The organism is Streptomyces sp. NPDC041135, from assembly GCF_055592085.1.
The window spans coordinates 501,180-519,206 of record NZ_JBVIYZ010000003.1 but is presented as its reverse complement, the minus strand read 5'-3'; the positions used below and the strand labels follow the sequence as shown (position 1 = coordinate 519,206).

At 72.2% G+C, this 18,027-nt stretch carries 15 protein-coding genes; 12 read left to right on the top strand and 3 right to left on the bottom strand.

Annotated features, from left to right (window positions below):
- Nucleotides 1-104: 104 nt before the first annotated feature.
- Nucleotides 105-548 carry an SRPBCC family protein gene (locus ACZ6CZ_RS10515; RefSeq protein WP_469017627.1) on the bottom strand — a complete coding sequence of 148 codons (444 nt, stop codon included), beginning with the start codon at nt 546-548 and terminating at the stop codon, nt 105-107.
- A 134-nt stretch (nt 549-682) separates the two neighbouring features.
- On the opposite strand from ACZ6CZ_RS10515, the gene ACZ6CZ_RS10510 reads away from it, so the two are divergent.
- Together ACZ6CZ_RS10510 and ACZ6CZ_RS10505 are read left to right on the top strand one after the other, a co-directional pair.
- The gene (locus ACZ6CZ_RS10510) at nt 683-1,723 is read left to right on the top strand and encodes an Rv2578c family radical SAM protein (RefSeq protein WP_469017624.1); all 1,041 of its coding nucleotides are present in this window, start codon (nt 683-685) and stop codon (nt 1,721-1,723) included.
- A gap of 134 nt (nt 1,724-1,857) precedes the next feature.
- Nucleotides 1,858-3,471: an alpha/beta hydrolase gene (locus ACZ6CZ_RS10505; protein ID WP_469017622.1), complete on the top strand. Its 1,614-nt coding sequence runs from the start codon at nt 1,858-1,860 to the stop codon at nt 3,469-3,471.
- A 68-nt stretch (nt 3,472-3,539) separates the two neighbouring features.
- On the opposite strand, the gene ACZ6CZ_RS10500 is transcribed toward ACZ6CZ_RS10505, so the two are convergent.
- On the bottom strand, nt 3,540-4,121 hold the full coding sequence (locus ACZ6CZ_RS10500) for an adenylosuccinate lyase (protein WP_469017619.1): 582 nt from the start codon (nt 4,119-4,121) through the stop codon (nt 3,540-3,542).
- 387 nt (nt 4,122-4,508) lie between these two features.
- Between ACZ6CZ_RS10500 and ACZ6CZ_RS10495 the strand changes: the two genes are divergently transcribed.
- The 9 genes from ACZ6CZ_RS10495 to pssA all read left to right on the top strand — a co-directional run bounded on the left by ACZ6CZ_RS10495 (nt 4,509) and on the right by pssA (nt 15,499).
- The gene (locus ACZ6CZ_RS10495; protein ID WP_469017616.1) at nt 4,509-6,314 is read left to right on the top strand and encodes a 3-hydroxyacyl-CoA dehydrogenase family protein; all 1,806 of its coding nucleotides are present in this window, start codon (nt 4,509-4,511) and stop codon (nt 6,312-6,314) included.
- A gap of 157 nt (nt 6,315-6,471) precedes the next feature.
- Nucleotides 6,472-7,287, top strand: a complete 816-nt coding sequence (locus tag ACZ6CZ_RS10490; RefSeq protein WP_469017613.1) for a TetR family transcriptional regulator — start codon at nt 6,472-6,474, stop codon at nt 7,285-7,287.
- A 437-nt stretch (nt 7,288-7,724) separates the two neighbouring features.
- Complete coding sequence (gene ccrA, locus ACZ6CZ_RS10485) at nt 7,725-9,062, top strand: crotonyl-CoA carboxylase/reductase (RefSeq protein ID WP_469017913.1); 1,338 nt, start codon at nt 7,725-7,727, stop codon at nt 9,060-9,062.
- A gap of 9 nt (nt 9,063-9,071) precedes the next feature.
- Nucleotides 9,072-11,120 (top strand): protein meaA, encoded by a 2,049-nt coding sequence (locus tag ACZ6CZ_RS10480; protein ID WP_469017610.1) that lies wholly within the window; start codon nt 9,072-9,074, stop codon nt 11,118-11,120.
- On the top strand, nt 11,117-12,079 hold the full coding sequence (locus tag ACZ6CZ_RS10475; RefSeq protein WP_469017607.1) for an HpcH/HpaI aldolase/citrate lyase family protein: 963 nt from the start codon (nt 11,117-11,119) through the stop codon (nt 12,077-12,079). Before ACZ6CZ_RS10480 ends, ACZ6CZ_RS10475 begins: the two co-directional genes overlap by 4 nt.
- A 15-nt stretch (nt 12,080-12,094) precedes the next feature.
- A complete protein-coding gene (locus ACZ6CZ_RS10470; RefSeq protein WP_469017604.1) occupies nt 12,095-12,622 on the top strand; it encodes a MaoC family dehydratase in 528 nt (175 codons plus the stop codon).
- Nucleotides 12,623-12,625: 3 nt separating this feature from the next.
- On the top strand, nt 12,626-13,831 hold the full coding sequence (locus ACZ6CZ_RS10465; protein ID WP_469017602.1) for an acyl-CoA dehydrogenase family protein: 1,206 nt from the start codon (nt 12,626-12,628) through the stop codon (nt 13,829-13,831).
- A 170-nt stretch (nt 13,832-14,001) separates the two neighbouring features.
- Entirely contained in the window at nt 14,002-14,658 is a 657-nt protein-coding gene (locus tag ACZ6CZ_RS10460; RefSeq protein ID WP_469017600.1) for a phosphatidylserine decarboxylase, read from the top strand.
- A 22-nt stretch (nt 14,659-14,680) separates the two neighbouring features.
- Complete coding sequence (gene pssA, locus ACZ6CZ_RS10455; RefSeq protein WP_469017910.1) at nt 14,681-15,499, top strand: CDP-diacylglycerol--serine O-phosphatidyltransferase; 819 nt, start codon at nt 14,681-14,683, stop codon at nt 15,497-15,499.
- A 101-nt stretch (nt 15,500-15,600) separates the two neighbouring features.
- Here the strand turns inward: pssA and ACZ6CZ_RS10450 are convergent, their stop codons facing one another.
- Nucleotides 15,601-16,764: a glycerate kinase gene (locus ACZ6CZ_RS10450; RefSeq protein WP_469017597.1), complete on the bottom strand. Its 1,164-nt coding sequence runs from the start codon at nt 16,762-16,764 to the stop codon at nt 15,601-15,603.
- Between the two features lie 150 nt (nt 16,765-16,914).
- Here ACZ6CZ_RS10450 and ACZ6CZ_RS10445 point away from each other — a divergent pair, with 150 nt between their 5' ends.
- Complete coding sequence (locus ACZ6CZ_RS10445; protein ID WP_469017594.1) at nt 16,915-18,009, top strand: ADP-ribosylglycohydrolase family protein; 1,095 nt, start codon at nt 16,915-16,917, stop codon at nt 18,007-18,009.
- The last annotated feature ends 18 nt before the right edge of the window (nt 18,010-18,027 follow it).

Sequence of the window (18,027 nt, the reverse complement as noted above, 5' to 3'; positions counted from 1 at the left end):
CCGGTGCCCGAAGGGGCCGGTGAGCGGCCGGTGAGGGGCCGGGACCGGAGCCGGCGGGGCGGCCGGTGCGGGGGCAACGCCCGCGCACCGGCGGCCTCTTGGGCTCAGCCCTCGACCTCGCGGGCGAGGTTGGCGAGCACGGCGCCGTAGATGCGGCCGAGGCCCTTGGGGGCGAAGGTCCGCTCGAAGAAGCCGCCGATCCCGCCGGCGCCCTGCCAGGTGGTGGTGACGACCACGCGTGAGGCGCCCTCACCGGCGGGCGTGACGCGCCAGGTGGTGACCATGGAGGAGTTGCGGTCCTTCTCGACCAGTTCGCCGTCGGTGGGCTCGCTCACCTCCAGCAGGCAGTCGCGCACGCGCTTGCTGGTGGCCTGGAGCTTCCAGTGCACGAGGGTGCCCTCGCCGTCGCCGCCCTCGCGCACCTCGTACTCGCTGAAGTGCTCGGGCAGCAGCTTCGCGCGCGTGCCGCTGTAGTCGGCGAGGGCGTCGAACACCTTCTCCGCGTCCGCCGTGACGACCCGCTCCGTAGTGGCCTCGACCTGCGCCATTGACTTCCTCCAGGACCTGAGTGCTCGGGGTTGGGGCAAGCCAACCACCCCGGCGCCCGGCGCCCCAAATCGGGGCCCGCACGATCATGGGAACAGATGTTCTATTGTGTGGGCAGTGCTACCGAGGAGGCGTCATGCGCTGGGAGAACCTCACGGCGGAACCCGAACACGGCCGGGCCGACCCCGCGCTGTTCGGCGCGGACGCGGTCACCACCCGCACGTTCGACACGCCGGAGTTCCGCGGGATCACCTTCCACGAGATCCGGGCCCGCTCGGTCCTGAACCGGGTGCCGGGCGCCTCGCGCATGCCGTTCGAATGGACGGTCAACCCCTACCGGGGCTGCACGCACGCGTGCGTGTACTGCTTCGCCCGCAAGACCCACAGCTACCTGGACCTCGACACCGGGATCGGCTTCGACACCCAGATCGTGGTCAAGGTGAACGCGCCCGAGCTGCTGCGCCGTCAGCTCGCCTCGCCGCGCTGGCGGGGCGAGCACGTGGCCATGGGCACGAACGTCGACTGCTACCAGCGCGCGGAGGGCCGCTACCGCCTGATGCCGGGCATCATCACCGCCCTCACCGAGCACGCCAACCCCTTCTCGATCCTGACGAAGGGCACGCTGATCCTGCGCGACCTGGACCTGCTGACGCGGGCGGCGCAGGTGACGGACGTCGGCATCTCGGTGTCCGTCGGCTTCACCGACCCCGAGCTGTGGCGCACCGTGGAGCCGGGCACGCCCGCGCCCGAGCGCCGCCTGGAGGTGGTGCGCACCCTGGGTGAGCACGGCATCGGCTGCGGGGTGCTGATGGCCCCGGTCATCCCCTTCCTGGGCGACGACCCGGACCGGCTGCGGGCCACCGTGCGCGCGATCGCGGCCGCCGGGGCCACCTCGGTCACCCCGCTGGTGCTGCATCTGCGGCCCGGCGCCCGGGAGTGGTTCATGGCGTGGCTCGGGCAGCACCACCCGCACCTGGTGCGTCGCTACGAGCGGCTGTACGCGGAGGGCGCCTACGCGCCGCGCTGGTACCAGCGCCGGATCACCCGTCAGGTGCACGAGCTGGCCACCGAGTACGGCATCGGCCCCGCGCGGGCGGGCACGCCCCGCCGGGTCCGGCCCACCGGTCCGGCCGGGCCGGACCCGGCGCCCGGGCCGACCCAGCTCACCCTGCTCTGAGCGCGTTCGGGGTCTTCCGGCGGCCCGATCGGGTCACATGACGCCCCGGAGCGTTCCTTCCGGTGCTCCCGCCGGGACGATCCGGCGGGGACCGTCAGCCGCGCGGTCCGCGCCCGTCCGTCCCGGGAGGACCCATGAGCACACGCGCAGCCGCACTGTGCGCCGCCGCCGCGGTGGTGGTGGCCGGCCCGGTCACGGCCGCTCCCGCGCGGGCGACCGGCCCCGCCGCCCCGGCCGCGGAGACGGTCCGGAGCACGCCGGTCCGGAGCACGCCGGTCCGGGTCACGCCGGTCTGGAAGAAGTGCGCCACCACCGGCTACCCGGCGCTCCAGTGCTCCTCGCTCACGGTGCCCCTCGACCACGCGCACCCGGAGGGCCGGCGGATCACGCTGGCCCTCTCCCGCGTCCCGCACACCGCGAAGACCTTCCAGGGCCCGCTGGTGGTCAACCCCGGCGGCCCCGGGGGCAGCGGGCTGGCGCTGGCCGGGTTCGTCGCCGCGTCGCTGCCGAAGGCGGTGGCGGCCCAGTACGACGTCATCGGCTTCGACCCGCGGGGCGTGGGCCGCAGCACCCCCGCGCTGGACTGCGTGCCGGGGCACTTCCGGCCGGTGCGCGCCGACTCCCTGCCCAGCACGCCCGCCCTGGAGCGGGCCGGCGTCACACGCGCGCGGTCGTTCGCGGCCGCCTGCGGCCGGAAGTACGCGGGCCTGCTGCCGTACCTGGACACCGTCAGCGCGGCCCGGGACATCGACGCCGTCCGGGAGGCGCTGGGCGCGGAGCGGGTCAGCTACTTCGGCTACTCCTACGGCACCTACCTCGGCGCGGTGTACGCGAAGCTGTTCCCACAGCGGGTGCGGCGCCTGGCGCTGGACTCGGTCGTCGACCCGACGGGCGTCTGGTACGACGACAACCTGGGCCAGGACGTCGCCTTCGACGCCCGGCACCGCGCCCTGATGGCGTGGATCGCCGCCCACGACGGGACCTACCGGCTCGGCACCGACCCGGCGGGGGTCGAGGCCCGGTGGTACGCGATGCGGGCGGCCCTGGCCCGCAGGCCGGCCGGCGGCCGGGTGGGCGCGGCGGAACTGGAGGACACCTTCGTCCCCGGCGGCTACTACGACGGCTACTGGCCCCGCCTCGCCGCCGCGTTCGCCGCCTACGCGCGGCGTGGGGACACCGGGCCGCTGATCGAGGCCTACGACGACCTCGGCGCCGTGGACGCCGCCGACGACAACGGCTACAGCGTCTACACGGCCGTGCAGTGCCGTGACGCCTCCTGGCCGCGCGACTGGGACCAGTGGCGCAAGGACAACTGGGCCGTCCACGCCCGGGCGCCCTTCATGGTCTGGAACAACGCCTGGTACAACGCGCCGTGCGCGTTCTGGCCGGCGGACCCGCTGAAGCCGGTGGACATCGCCAACCGCACGCTGCCGCCGGCGCTGCTGTTCCAGGCGACGGACGACGCCGCGACGCCGTACCACGGCGGGGTGACGGTCCATCACCTGCTGGCCGGCTCCGGCCTGGTCGTCGAGCGAGGGGGCGGCAACCACGGCATCACACTGAGCGGCAACGACTGCCTCGACCGCCATCTGGCCGCCTATCTCGCGGACGGCACGGTGCCCCGGGGCGACGGCGAGGCGGACGCGGTCTGCCCCGCGGCCCCCGGCCCGGAGCCCCTCGCCGCCAAGGCGGCACCGGCGCCCTCGCGCGGCTCGACCCTGCACCGCCTGCTCGGTTTCCGCCGCTGAGGGACCGCTGAGGGACCGCTGACGGCTGACGACGCCTCGCTCGCGGGACCGCTGCGGCGGCGGCCGGGTCAGCCGCCGCGCTGCCGGGGGATGCGGGCCAGCGCGCGGACCGCGGCCTCGGCGAGGACCGGGTGCGCCAGGGCCTCGCTCAGCACGCGGCGGGCGCGGGTGTCGCCCAGGTCGCCCAGGCCCTCCACGCAGGCGAGGGCCACCCGGCGGTAGGGGTCGAGCGGGTGCAGCCGGCGCTCCAGGGTGGTGATCAGCGCGGGGACGGACTCCGGGGCGCGCAGTTCGACCAGCAGCCGCACCGGGTGCAGGGCGTAGGCGACGCGCAGTTCGTTGGTGGCGAGGGCGGCGGCCGCGCGGGCGGTGCGCGGGTCCTTCAGCCGGGCGAGGGCGTGCGCGGCGGAGGCGCAGCGCGGGGGGTCGCGATGGTTCAGGAGCAGGACGAGGGCCTCGAAGGCGCGCCGGTCCCCCGCGGTGCCCAGCCGGAAGGCGGCCAGTTCGCGGGCCCACAGCGGCTGTCCGGGCGCGGTGAGCACCTCCGCCAGCGTCTCGGGGTCGTCGGCCGCCAGCAGCTGTTCGAAGGCGGGCGATCCGTGCGACTCCCGCCGTAAGCGCTCCGTGAGCGATCGCAACTCTTCGTCCACGAGGTCCAGCGTAGGCGGGCCGGGCACGCGGAGGGACGTACATCACAAACTCCGGGGGCTGGCGCGCTCGTTACCCGCCGGTTAAGCTCATACGAGCGAGACAACCCCCTCGCATCGCCCGCGGCGGTTTGGTGACGCAGCCGTCGTGGGTTCAGGTCGGTTCGGTACCTCGGTACCGCAGTACGGCCCGGCTCCGGGACAGAGCCGGTCGGATTCCGCCGCTCCCGGGCGTGTGCAACGCCCGCGGCCCGGCACCGGGCGTGTGCGCTCGCAGCCCGGCAACACCCGCACCTCGCACCGCTCCGGCGTGCGCCCTCGGGCGCACCCCGGCGCTCTTCGCGCCTTCGGCGCGCCCCTCGTCGTCACCCTCATTCCTGGAGTCCCGCGATGGCCACTCCCCTGTCCCACACCCCTCTGTCCCCGCTGAGGACGATCGCCGTCGTCGGTCTCGGCACCATGGGCACCGGCATCACCGAAGTCCTCGCCAAGGCCGGCCGCGAGGTGATCGGCATCGACATCAGCGAGGACCGGGCCGCGCGGTCCGTCACCGCCCTGGAGTCCTCCACCGCCCGCGCCGTGGTCCGGGGCCGGCTGACCGAGCAGGAGCGCGCCGGCGTCCTGGCCCGGGTCCGCACCGCCACCGACCTGCGCGCGGCGGCCGACGCCGACCTCGTCATCGAGGTGGCGCCGGAGTCGTACGAGATCAAGCACCAGATCTTCCGGGAACTGGACGGCATCGTCCGGCCGGAGACGATCCTGGCCACCGGCACCAACGCCCTGTCGGTGACCCGCCTGGCCGCCGACTCGGCCCGCCCGGAGCGGGTGCTGGGCCTGCACTTCTTCAACCCGGCGCCGGCCATGAAGCTGGTCGAGGTCGTCTCCTGCGTGCTCACCGCCCCGCAGGCCGTCGCCGCCGTGACCGACCTGGCCGTGGAACTGGGCAAGGAGCCGGTCGCGGTCGGCGACCGGCCCGGGTTCGTCGCGGACGGGCTGCTGTTCGGCTACCTCAACCAGGCGGCGGCGATGTACGAGGCCAGGTACGCCTCCCGCGAGGACATCGACGCGGCGATGCGCCTCGGCTGCGGCCTGCCGATGGGCCCGCTGGCCCTGCTGGACCTGATCGGCATCGACACCGCGCGGACGGTCCTGGAGGCCATGTACGCCGAGTCCCACGACCGGCTGCACGCCCCCGCGCCGATCCTGAAGCAGCTCAGCGAGGCGGGCCTGACCGGCCGCAAGACGGGCCGCGGCTTCTACACCTACGCGGCGCCCGGCAGCGCCACGGTCGTGGCCGACGCCCTGACCGCCGCGCAGGACACGGCGCCCCGGCCGGGCCGCGAGGTCCGCTCGGTCGGTGTCGCGGGCTCGGGGACCATGGCCTCCGGCATCGCGGAGGTCTTCGCCAAGGCCGGCTACGACGTGGTCCTTGCCGCCCGCAGCGAGGAGAAGGCGCAGACCGCCAAGGCCCGCATCGGCACGTCCCTGTCCCGTTCCGTGGACAAGGGCCGGCTCACCGCCGAGGCCGCCGCCCAGACCCTGGACCGGATCACCGCGGCAGGCTCCTACGACGCGTTCGCCGACGTCGACCTGGCCGTCGAGGCGGTCGCCGAGGACCTGGCGGTCAAGCAGCAGCTGTTCGCGGCGCTGGACAAGGTCTGCAAGCCCGGAGCGGTGCTGGCCACCACCACCTCCTCGCTGCCCGTCGTCGCCTGCGCCCGCGCCACCTCGCGCCCGCAGGACGTGATCGGCATGCACTTCTTCAACCCGGCGCCGGCCATGAAGCTGGTCGAGGTGGTCCGGACGGTGCTCACCGCGGACGACGTCCACGCCACCGTCCGCGAGGTCTGCACGAGGATCAGGAAGCACGCCGTGGACTGCGGCGACCGGGCCGGGTTCATCGTGAACGCGCTGCTCTTCCCGTACCTCAACAACGCGATCAAGATGGTCCAGGAGCACTACGCCTCGCTGGACGACATCGACGCCGCGATGAAGCTGGGCGGCGGCTACCCGATGGGCCCCTTCGAGCTGCTGGACGTGGTCGGGCTCGACGTCTCGCTCGCCATCGAGAAGGTCCTGCACCGCGAGTTCCGGGACCCCGGGCTGGCCCCCGCGCCGCTGCTGGAGCACCTGGTGGCCGCGGGCTGCCTCGGCCGCAAGACGGGCCGCGGCTTCCGCGAGTATGCCCGCCGCTGACGGCGCCGGCGACCGGTTGCGGGTGGAGGCGGACTGGGGCGGGCTGCTGGGCCCGGCGGGCCCCGGCCGCCCCGACCCGGGCGGCACGCGGCCCGGGGCGGGGCGGGAAACCCCCGGACCTGCGCACCGAGCTGCGCACATGCAGTACGTTCGGGTCATGTCCCAGCCCGCCAAGTCCTCCCGTACCCCCGCCACGCCCGACGCGCCGGAACGTGCCGCAGGCAGCCGCGCCGCCGCCCAGCGGCTGAAAATGCGCCGGGAACTGGCGGCGGCCGCGATGGAGTTGTTCGCGACCAAGGGGTACGAGGCGACCACCGTCGACGAGATCGCGGCCGCGGCCGGGGTCGCGCGCCGCACCTTCTTCCGCCACTTCCGCTCCAAGGAAGAGGCGATCTTCCCCGACCACGACGACACGCTGACCCGTGCCGAGGCCGTCCTGAACGCCGCGCCCGCGCACGAGCATCCGCTGGACACCGTGTGCCGGGGCATCAAGGAGGTCATGCGGATGTACGCGGCCCGGCCGGAGATCTCGGTCGCCCGCTACAAGCTGACGCGCGAGGTGCCCACCCTGCGGGAGGCCGAGATCGCCTCGGTGGCCCGCTACGAGCGCCTGTTCACCCGGTATCTGCTGGGCCACTTCGACGAGCACGCGCACGACGACGACGCCAACGACGACCCGCTGCTGGCGGAGGTCGCCGCCTCGGCGGTCGTCACCGCCCACAACCACGTGCTGCGGCGCTGGCTGCGGGCGGGCGGCCAGGGTGACGTGGAGGCCCAGCTCGACCACGCCTTCGCGATCGTCCGCAAGACCTTCGGCTCCGGCATCGGCGCCGGGCGCAGCACGGCGCCGCAGCGGCCCGCGCCGCCGGCCGCGGTGTCCTCGCACGGCGAGGTGCTCGTCACGGTGGCCCGCACGGACGCCCCGCTGGACGAGGTCATGCGCACCATCGAGGAGGCCCTGAAGGAGCGCTGAGCGCCCCCCGCCTCCTACGCCGACCGCTGCTCGACCTGTGATGACGGCCACCCCTCGGGGTGGCCGTTTCGGCATGTCAGGGCACCTTTTCGGCTGGATTTCAGGGGCGGTTCGATCGATCATCGCTCATGTGTTACGTAAAGATTTCACCTGAGAGGAAGTTCTGGCACTCAGTGCCTTGCGAGGTGACACGCGGTGTCATACGTTGAAGGAGTCCGGGCGGCCGGCGTGCAGCGACCGAACGCACGCCGGCTGTCCCAGCAAGCCGATGGCCTGCCCGCCCGGACGCCTGCGTCACAGGCAACCTCCCGCGCCACAAAGCGCTGCCGAACCACCCGCCGAACCGACGGCCCGCTCCATCCCACCCTCAGCAGCATCGACGTAACCCCCAGCGCCCCTCCCTCAGGGCGCTCACCGCCGGAGGCAACACCGTGACCATGAAGGACATCCTGGCCGCGATCCAGTCGCCCGACTCCACGTCCGCCGACTTCGCCGCCCTTCCCCTCCCCGAGTCGTACCGCGCGATCACCGTGCACAAGGACGAGACGGAGATGTTCGCCGGGCTCGCCACCCGGGACAAGGACCCGCGCAAGTCGCTGCACCTGGACGAAGTGCCGCTGCCCGAGCTGGGCCCGGGCGAGGCGCTGGTGGCCGTCATGGCCTCCTCCGTCAACTACAACTCCGTGTGGACCTCGATCTTCGAGCCGCTGTCCACGTTCGGGTTCCTGGAGCGCTACGGCAAGGTCAGCGAGCTGACCAAGCGCCACGACCTGCCGTACCACATCATCGGCTCCGACCTCGCGGGCGTCGTCCTGCGCACCGGCCCCGGCGTCAACGCCTGGAAGCCCGGCGACGAGGTCGTCGCGCACTGCCTGTCGGTCGAGCTGGAGTCCTCCGACGGCCACAACGACACCATGCTCGACCCCGAGCAGCGCATCTGGGGCTTCGAGACCAACTTCGGCGGCCTGGCCGAGATCGCCCTGGTCAAGTCCAACCAGCTGATGCCCAAGCCGGGCCACCTCAGCTGGGAGGAGGCCGCCGCGCCGGGCCTGGTGAACTCCACCGCCTACCGCCAGCTGGTCTCCCGCAACGGTGCCGGCATGAAGCAGGGCGACAACGTCCTGATCTGGGGCGCGAGCGGCGGCCTCGGCTCCTACGCCACCCAGTTCGCCCTCGCCGGCGGCGCCAACCCGATCTGTGTCGTCTCCTCGCCCCAGAAGGCGGACATCTGCCGCGCCATGGGCGCCGAGGCGATCATCGACCGCAACGCCGAGGGCTACAGGTTCTGGAAGGACGAGCAGACCCAGGACCCCAAGGAGTGGAAGCGCTTCGGCAAGCGCATCCGCGAACTCACCGGCGGCGAGGACATCGACATCGTCTTCGAGCACCCCGGCCGCGAGACCTTCGGCGCGAGCGTCTACGTGACCCGCAAGGGCGGCACCATCACCACCTGCGCCTCGACCTCGGGCTACATGCACGAGTACGACAACCGCTACCTGTGGATGTCGCTGAAGCGGATCATCGGCTCGCACTTCGCCAACTACCGTGAGGCGTGGGAGGCCAACCGCCTCATCGCCAAGGGCAAGATCCACCCGACGCTGTCCAAGGTGTACTCCCTGGAGGACACCGGCCAGGCCGCCCACGACGTCCACCGCAACGCGCACCAGGGCAAGGTCGGCGTGCTGTGCCTGGCGCCCGAGGAGGGCCTGGGCGTGCGCGACCAGGAGCTGCGCGCCCGGCACGCCGACGCCATCAACCGCTTCCGCGACATCTGAGAGGCGTCCATGACCGAGCGTCAGCCCGCCCCCGAGCGGCGTGCGAAGGACCGGCCGTGGCTCATGCGCACGTACGCCGGCCACTCCACGGCCGAGGCGTCCAACGAGCTGTACCGGCGCAACCTCGCCAAGGGCCAGACCGGCCTGTCGGTGGCGTTCGACCTGCCGACGCAGACCGGCTACGACCCCGACCACATCCTCGCCCGCGGCGAGGTCGGCCGGGTCGGGGTACCGGTCTCGCACCTCGGTGACATGCGCCGGCTGTTCCAGGACATCCCCCTGGAGCAGATGAACACCTCGATGACGATCAACGCCACCGCCATGTGGCTGCTGGCGCTCTACCAGGTCGTCGCCGAGGAGCAGGGCGCGGACGTCACCAGGCTCCAGGGCACGACCCAGAACGACATCGTCAAGGAGTACCTGTCCCGGGGCACCCACGTGTTCCCGCCCGGGCCCTCGCTCCGCCTGACGACGGACATGATCGCGTACACGGTCTCCCACCTGCCCAAGTGGAACCCGATCAACATCTGCAGCTACCACCTGCAGGAGGCCGGGGCCACGCCGGTGCAGGAGATCGCGTACGCGATGTCCACCGCGATCGCCGTCCTCGACGCCGTGCGCGACTCCGGGCAGGTGCCCCAGGAGCGGATGGGTGACGTGGTCGCCCGGATCTCCTTCTTCGTCAACGCGGGCGTCCGCTTCGTCGAGGAGATGTGCAAGATGCGGGCGTTCGGCCGCATCTGGGACCGCGTCACCCGCGAGCGGTACGGCATCGAGGACCCCCGCCTGCGCCGCTTCCGCTACGGCGTCCAGGTCAACTCCCTGGGGCTGACCGAGGCGCAGCCGGAGAACAACGTCCAGCGGATCGTGCTGGAGATGCTGGCCGTGACGCTGTCGAAGGACGCCCGCGCGCGTGCCGTGCAGCTGCCGGCCTGGAACGAGGCGCTCGGCCTGCCCCGGCCCTGGGACCAGCAGTGGTCGCTGCGCATCCAGCAGGTGCTGGCGCACGAGAGCGACCTGCTGGAGTACGAGGACATCTTCGAGGGCTCGCACGTCGTCGAGGCCAAGGTGGCCCAGCTGGTCGAGGACTCCTTCGCGGAGATCGAGCGGATCGAGGAGATGGGCGGCGCGATGGCGGCCGTCGAGTCCGGCTACCTGAAGTCGCAGCTCGTCGCCTCGCACGCCGAGCGCCGGGCCCGGATCGAGTCCGGCGAGGACAAGATCATCGGTGTCAACATCTTCGAGACGACCGAGCCGAGCCCGCTGACGGCCGACCTGGACACCGCGATCCAGACGGTGGACCCGGCCGTGGAGGCGCGGGTCGTCGGCGCCCTGAGCACCTGGCGCGAGACCCGCTACCAGCCGCCCTTCAACCACCCGCGCCCGTGCAAGGCGCTGGAGCGGCTGAAGGAGGCCGCCAAGGGCACCGACAACCTGATGGAGGCCACGCTGGAGTGCGCCCGCGCCGGGGTCACGACCGGCGAGTGGGCGGGCGCCCTGCGCGAGGTGTTCGGCGAGTTCCGCGCGCCGACGGGCGTGTCGTCGGCGCCCGTCGCCGTCCCGGCCGAGGCCGGCTCGGCCATGGCGGAGGTCCGCGCCAGGGTGGACGCCACCGCCCGCGACCTGGGCGTCGGCAAGCTGCGCTTCCTGGTCGGCAAGCCGGGCCTCGACGGGCACTCCAACGGCGCCGAGCAGATAGCCGTACGGGCCCGGGACGCCGGCTTCGAGGTGGTCTACCAGGGCATCCGGCTCACCCCGGAGCAGATCGTGGACGCGGCCCTCGCCGAGGACGTGCACGCGGTCGGCCTATCCATCCTCTCCGGCTCCCACGCCCAGCTGGTGCCGGACGTGCTGGAGCGGCTGCGGGAGGCCGGCGCGGCCGACATCCCGGTGATCGCCGGCGGCATCATCCCCAACGCCGACGCCGAGCAGCTCAGGGCCGCCGGAGTGGCCGCGGTGTTCACCCCGAAGGACTTCGACATCACCGGGATCATCGGCCGTATCGTCGACGAGATCCGCACAGCGAACAAGCTCGACCCCCTGGAGGTCCCCGCATGACGACCGTCAACCGCCTGCGCCCGCGGCGCTCCTGCCTGGCCGTACCGGGCAGCAACCCGCGCTTCCTGGAGAAGGCCCAGGGCCTCCCGGCGGACCAGGTCTTCCTCGACCTGGAGGACGCGTGCGCGCCGCTCGCCAAGCCCGAGGCGCGGCACACCATCGTCAAGTTCCTCAACGAGGGCGACTGGACGGGCAAGACGCGGGTCGTGCGCGTGAACGACTGGACGACCGAGTGGACGTACCGCGACGTCGTGACGGTCGTCGAGGGCGCGGGCCCCAACCTCGACTGCATCATGCTGCCGAAGGTGCAGAACGCCCAGCAGATCGTCGCCCTGGACCTGCTGCTGACGCAGATCGAGAAGACGATGGGCTTCGAGGTCGGCCGGATCGGCATCGAGGCGCAGATCGAGAACGCCCAGGGGCTGAACAACGTCAACGAGATCGCGCAGGCCTCCGCGCGCACCGAGACGATCATCTTCGGCCCGGCCGACTTCATGGCGTCGATCAACATGAAGTCGCTGGTCGTGGGCGAGCAGCCGCCCGGCTACCCGGCGGACGCCTACCACTACATCCTGATGAAGATCCTGATGGCTGCCCGCGCCAACGACCTCCAGGCGATCGACGGCCCCTACCTCCAGATCCGCAACGTCGACGGCTACCGCGAGGTCGCCCGGCGCGCGGCCGCCCTCGGCTTCGACGGCAAGTGGGTGCTGCACCCGGGCCAGGTCGAGGCGTCCAACGAGATCTTCTCGCCCTCCCAGGAGGACTACGACCACGCCGAGCTGATCCTGGACGCGTACGACTACTACACCTCCGAGGCCGGCGGCAAGAAGGGCTCGGCGATGCTCGGCGACGAGATGATCGACGAGGCCAGCCGCAAGATGGCGCTGGTCGTCTCCGGCAAGGGACGCGCGGCCGGCATGCGGCGCACGTCGAAGTTCGAGATCCCCGTCGACTGAGGAGCCCTGAGCACGATGCAGTTCGGACGCACTTACGAGGAGTTCGAGGTCGGGGCCGTATACAAGCACTGGCCCGGCAAGACGGTCACCGAGTACGACGACCACCTGTTCTGTCTCCTCACCATGAACCACCACCCGCTCCACATGGACAGCAACTACGCGGAGCACACGACGGACTTCGGCAAGAACGTCGTCGTCGGCAACTACATCTACTCGCTGCTGCTCGGCATGAGCGTGCCGGACGTCTCCGGCAAGGCGATCGCCAACCTGGAGATCGAGTCGCTCAAGCACGTGGCGCCGACCTTCCACGGCGACACGATCTACGGCGAGACGACCGTGCTCGACAAGTGGCCGTCGAAGTCGAAGAACGACCGCGGCATCGTCCACGTCGAGACCCGGGGCCACAAGCAGGACGGCACGCTGGTGTGCGTCTTCCGCCGCAAGGTGATGGTGCCCACCGCGACGTACATCAAGGAACGCGGCGGCGAGCAGCCGGGCCGCCCGGAGCCGACCGCGCCCGCGGAGAAGAAGTCGGAGAAGTAAGCCATGGCCCGTCTCGCCCAGACCGCCGGTCTGACCGATGTCCAGCAGGAGATCCTCTCCACCGTCCGGGACTTCGTCGACAAGGAGATCATCCCGGTCGCGACCGAGCTGGAGCACCGCGACGAGTATCCGCAGCAGATCGTCGACGGCCTGAAGGAACTGGGCCTGTTCGGCCTGATGATCCCCGAGGAGTACGGGGGCCTGGGCGAGTCGCTCCTGACCTACGCGCTGTGCGTGGAGGAGATCGCCCGCGGCTGGATGTCGGTCTCCGGCATCATCAACACGCACTTCATCGTGGCGTACATGCTCAAGCAGCACGGCACCCAGGAGCAGAAGGACCACTATCTGCCCCGGATGGCGGCCGGCGACGTCCGGGGCGCCTTCTCGATGTCGGAGCCGGGCCTGGGCTCGGACGTGTCGGCCATCACGTCCAAGGCGGTCCGGGACGGCGACGAGTACGTGCTGAACGGCCAGAAGATGTGGCTGACGAACGGCGGCACGTCCTCCCTCGTGGCCGTTCTGGTCCGAAGTGACGAAGGACACCCCGAGGGCACGGCCCCGCACCGGTCGATGACCACCTTCCTGATCGAGAAGGAGCCCGGTTTCGGCGAGGTCCGCCCTGGCCTGACCATCCCGGGCAAGATCGACAAGATGGGCTACAAGGGCGTCGACACCACCGAGATGATCATGGACGGCCTGCGGCTGCCGGCCGACCGGGTGCTCGGCGGGGTCACCGGCCGAGGTTTTTACCAAATGATGGACGGCGTGGAGGTCGGCCGCGTCAACGTCGCCGCGCGCGGCTGCGGAGTGGCCCAGCGGGCCTTCGAGCTGGGCGTCCGCTACGCGCAGCAGCGGCACACCTTCGGCAAGGCCATCGCCCAGCACCAGGCCATCCAGTTCAAGTTGGCCGAGATGGCTACCAAGGTCGAGGCCGCGCATGCCATGATGGTCAACGCGGCACGCAAAAAGGACTCCGGGCAGCGAAACGACCTCGAGGCTGGGATGGCGAAGTACCTCGCCTCCGAGTACTGCAAGGAGGTCGTGGAGGATGCCTTCCGGATCCACGGCGGCTACGGCTTCTCCAAGGAGTACGAGATCGAGCGCCTCTACCGCGAGGCGCCGATGCTGCTCATCGGTGAAGGTACCGCCGAGATCCAGAAAATGATCATCGGGCGCAGGTTGCTCGAAGAGTATCGGTTCCAGGGCTGATCGTCCTGGTACGGGGTGTTTTCTTCGAGAAGAAGATCACACCCCGTAGGCACTCTTCGGGTGCCGACTCGGCTTCCTGGCTTGCCCAGTTGTGGCCCGCGACCGGTACGATCCCGGGAAAGCCGCCGTCCCCCGTCAGTGCGCGGCATCATCCGCTACGAAGGTCATCCATGCCCCACAGCCAAACCTCTGCATCTCGCGACAGCCTGGCGGGCGTACGCCTCGCGCGCGGAGCATCGCCGTGGCTCCTGCCGACCGTCGCCACCGCAGCCCTCAGCCTGGTCCGGGCCCGCCGCTCGGGCGCCGCCAAGGCCGTCGCCGTGCCCGCCACCGCGCTCGCGGCGGGCATGCTGTGGTTCTTCCGCGACCCCGAGCGCGAGATCGCCCGGGGCCGGGTCATCTCGCCCGCCGACGGCGTGGTGCAGAGCATCATGCCGTGGAAGGACGGGCGCACCCGCGTCGCGATCTTCATGAGCCCGCTCAACGTCCACGTCAACCGGGCGCCCCTCGCGGGCACCGTGACGTCGGTCGAGCACATCCCCGGCGGCTTCGTTCCCGCGTTCAACAAGGAGAGCGAGAACAACGAGCGCGTAGTCTGGCATTTCGACACCGAACTCGGCGACATCGAGATGATCCAGATCGCCGGCGCGGTGGCCCGTCGCATCGTGCCCTACCTCCCGCAGGGCACGAAGGTCGAGCAGGGCGACCGTATCGGTCTGATCCGTTTCGGCTCGCGTGTCGACCTCTACCTCCCGGAGGGCGTGGAGGTCGCGGTCGAGGTCGGCCAGAAGACCGTGGCTGGGGTGACTCGCATTGACCGTGATTGATCCGGAGACACAGGCGGGCTGGGTGCCCGAGGCCGACGAGGAGGACGACGAGGAGGAGATGCCTCTCTCGCTCCGCCTCTCGATAGCGGACACCCTCACCCTCGGCAACGCCACGTGCGGCTTCATGGCGGTGTACTTCACCACCACCGGCATCCTGATCCCGCACCTCACGGGCAGCCAGGAGTCCGGCATGGCCCGCCACAGCGCGGCCACGGCGGTCATCCTGATGCTCTGCGCGGCCGTCTTCGACCTGTTCGACGGGCTGGTGGCGCGCAAGCTGCGCTCCTCCCCCATGGGCGCGGAGCTGGACAACCTCTCCGACCTGATCAGCTTCGGCCTGGCACCCGCGTACTTCGTCCTCGTCTACGGCATGGTCGCGGACGACGCCTACCAGCGGGTGGCGGCGCTCGGGGCGATCGTGGTGCTGCTGGCCGTCGTCCTGAGACTGGCGCGCTTCTCCTGCGTGACCCTGAAGGACGGCATGTTCCAGGGCATGCCGTCGCCCTTCGGCGCGCTGACGGTCGTCTCCATCGTGCTGCTGGAACTGCCCTTCGTGGCGACCCTGCTGGCCATCCTGGGTACCGCGTGGCTGATGGTGAGCCGGGTGGAGTACCCCAAGCCGCGCGGCCGGCTCGCCGGCGCGATGCTCGGCTGGATCGTGCTGTCCATGGGCCTGCTGGCCGCCTGGGCCTTCGAGGCCCCGAGCGGTCAGCTGCTGCTCCAGACCGGGTGCGCGCTCCAGCTGGTCATGGGCGCGGTGATCCCGCTGTTCGCCACGGCCCGCCGGGTGAACAACTTCCGCGGCAACCGGCGTGAGGCGCGCGCGGCCCAGCTGCCGTAACGCCTCCGCCCGTCCGGCTCGGCAGAGGGCCCCGGAACTCCCTCAGGAGTTCCGGGGCCCTCTGCCATTCCTCGGGGCACTCGGGGTGTCCTCGCCGTGCGTCAGTCCGCGTCGCGGCCCAGCAGGTCCTCGGCGATCCGCGCCGCGACCCGCTCCAGGATCGGCCCGGCGTCGGCGATGCACCGGGCGACGTCGGGCTCGACGGAGGTCAGCGGGTAGGCGCGGGCGATACCGGCCCGCAGCAGCGCCTCCTCGGGCAGGGCCAGCCGCCCGCACACCGCGACGACCTCCTTGCCGGCCGACCGGGCCGCCGCGGCCACCCCGGCCGGCGCCTTCCCGTGCAGCGTCTGCTCGTCCAGCGACCCCTCACCGGTGATCACCAGCGACGCCCGGTCCAGCGCCGGGGCGAAGCCGAGGACGTCCAGCATGACGTCGATGCCGGCCCGGAACCGGGCGCCCAGCAGCAGCGCGCCGAAGCCGATGCCGCCCGCCGCGCCGGCTCCCGGCGAGTCCGCGTACCCGGCGGCGCGCGGGCCCGCGGCCGTCTCCAGCACCTTCGCGAAGTGGCCGAGGGCCGCGTCCAGGGCCGCCACGTCGTCCGGCGAGGCGCCCTTCTGCGGGCCGTACACCGCGGGCGCGCCCGCCGGCCCGGTCAGCGGATTGTCGACGTCGCTGGCCAGCACCAGGTCCACCGACGACAGCCGCGGGTCCAGACCGGACAGGTCGGCGCGGGCCAGTGCGCCGAGGCCGCCGCCGCCCGGGGGCACCGGCTCCCCCTCCGCGTCCAGGAACCGGGCGCCGAGCGCCGTCAGCATCCCGGCGCCGCCGTCCGTCGTGGCACTGCCGCCCACGCCGAACACGAGGGTGCGCGCCCCCGCGTCCAGCGCGGCCCGCAGCAGCTCGCCCGAGCCGTACGTCGACGCCGTCAGCGGCGCGAAGACACCGGCCGGCAGCCGCTGCAACCCGCTGGCCTCGGCCATCTCCACAACCGCGGTGTCGCCGCGCAGCGCGAACGCGGCCGTGACCTCCTGGCCCAGCGGCCCCGCGACCCGCAGCTCCCGCCGCTCGAAACCGGCCGCCACCGCCGCGTCGACGGTGCCGTCACCGCCGTCGGCCACCGGCAGCGACTCGACCACCAGGCCCGGCGCCACCCGGCGCAGCCCGGCCGTCACCCGCTCCGCGACCTGCACGGCCGTGAGCGAGCCCTTGAACTTGTCCGCGGCGATGAGCACCCGTCGGGTCCCGTCCGCTGCAGCGTCCGCCACCTTGCATTCCCCTTGCTCTCCGGGCCCCGCGCACGTCAGGGCCAGTCGCGCCGCTGCGACCATAACCTCACCACGCCCCCGCCGTCATGCCCCGACCGGCTGCTGGGCAGCCCCTGGGAGCGGGCCGCGATACCTGGGTACATACCGGTCATGACCAGTGAGGGCACCGGGCCGGCGCTCGCCGACCGCATCCTCGGGGGCTGGCTGGGCCGGATCGCGGGCAACATGCTCGGCAAACCGGTCGAGCAGGGCGAGGTGTGGACACGCGACCGCATCGACCGCTATCTGCGACAGGCCGCCGCCCTGCCGCTCACCGACTACCTCCCCGAACCCGTCGACGAGGCCGACGGCGCCGACCTGCGCCCCGAGTGGCGCCAGTGCGTGCGCGGCCGCATCCACGGCAGCTGCCGCGACGACGACGTCGACTACGCCATCCTCGGCCTGCACCTGCTGGAGACCCACGGCTTCGCCTTCAGCACCGAGCAGGTCGGCGACCTGTGGCTGCTGAGGCTGCCCTACCTGCAGACCTTCACCGCGGAGCGGGCCGCGTACCGCAACCTCGTCAACGGGCTGAAGCCGCCGCTGACGGCCACCAGCGACAACCCCTGCCAGGAGTGGATCGGGGCCCTGATCCGCGCCGACGTCTACGGCTGGACCTCCCCGGCCGACCCCGCCCGCGCCGCCGCCCTGGCCCGCCGGGACGCGGTGCTCTCGCACACCGGCGACGGCGTGTACGGCGCCATGTGGGCGGCGGCGCTGGTCTCGGCGGCGTTCACCGCGCCCAGCGTGCGGCACGCGGTGGACCGGGCGCTGGCCGTGATCCCGGCCGGCTGCCGGCTGGCCCGGACCGTGCGCCGGGTTGCGGCGCTGCACGGGACCCGGCTGCCCTGGGAGGACACGCTCGCCACGGTGTCCGCGGAGACCGCGGGGCTGGGCTGGATCCACACGGTGCCGAACGCGGCCGTGCTGACCGCCGGGCTGCTCTACGGCGACGGCGACTTCACCCGGACCGTCGCGCTGACCGTGCGCGGCGGCCTGGACACCGACTCCAACGGCGCGACGGCGGGCTCGGTGGCCGGCGTCCTCACCGGCGCCGCGGCGATCCCGGCCCGCTGGAAGGACCCGCTGGAGGACACCGTGCGCAGCGCCGTCCTCGGCTTCGACGGGGTACGCGTCAGCGACCTGGCCGAGCGGACCCTGCGGCTGGCGGAGGCGGGGGCGGGGGCGGGCCTGGACGGGGTGTGAGCGGGGTGCGCCGTCCCC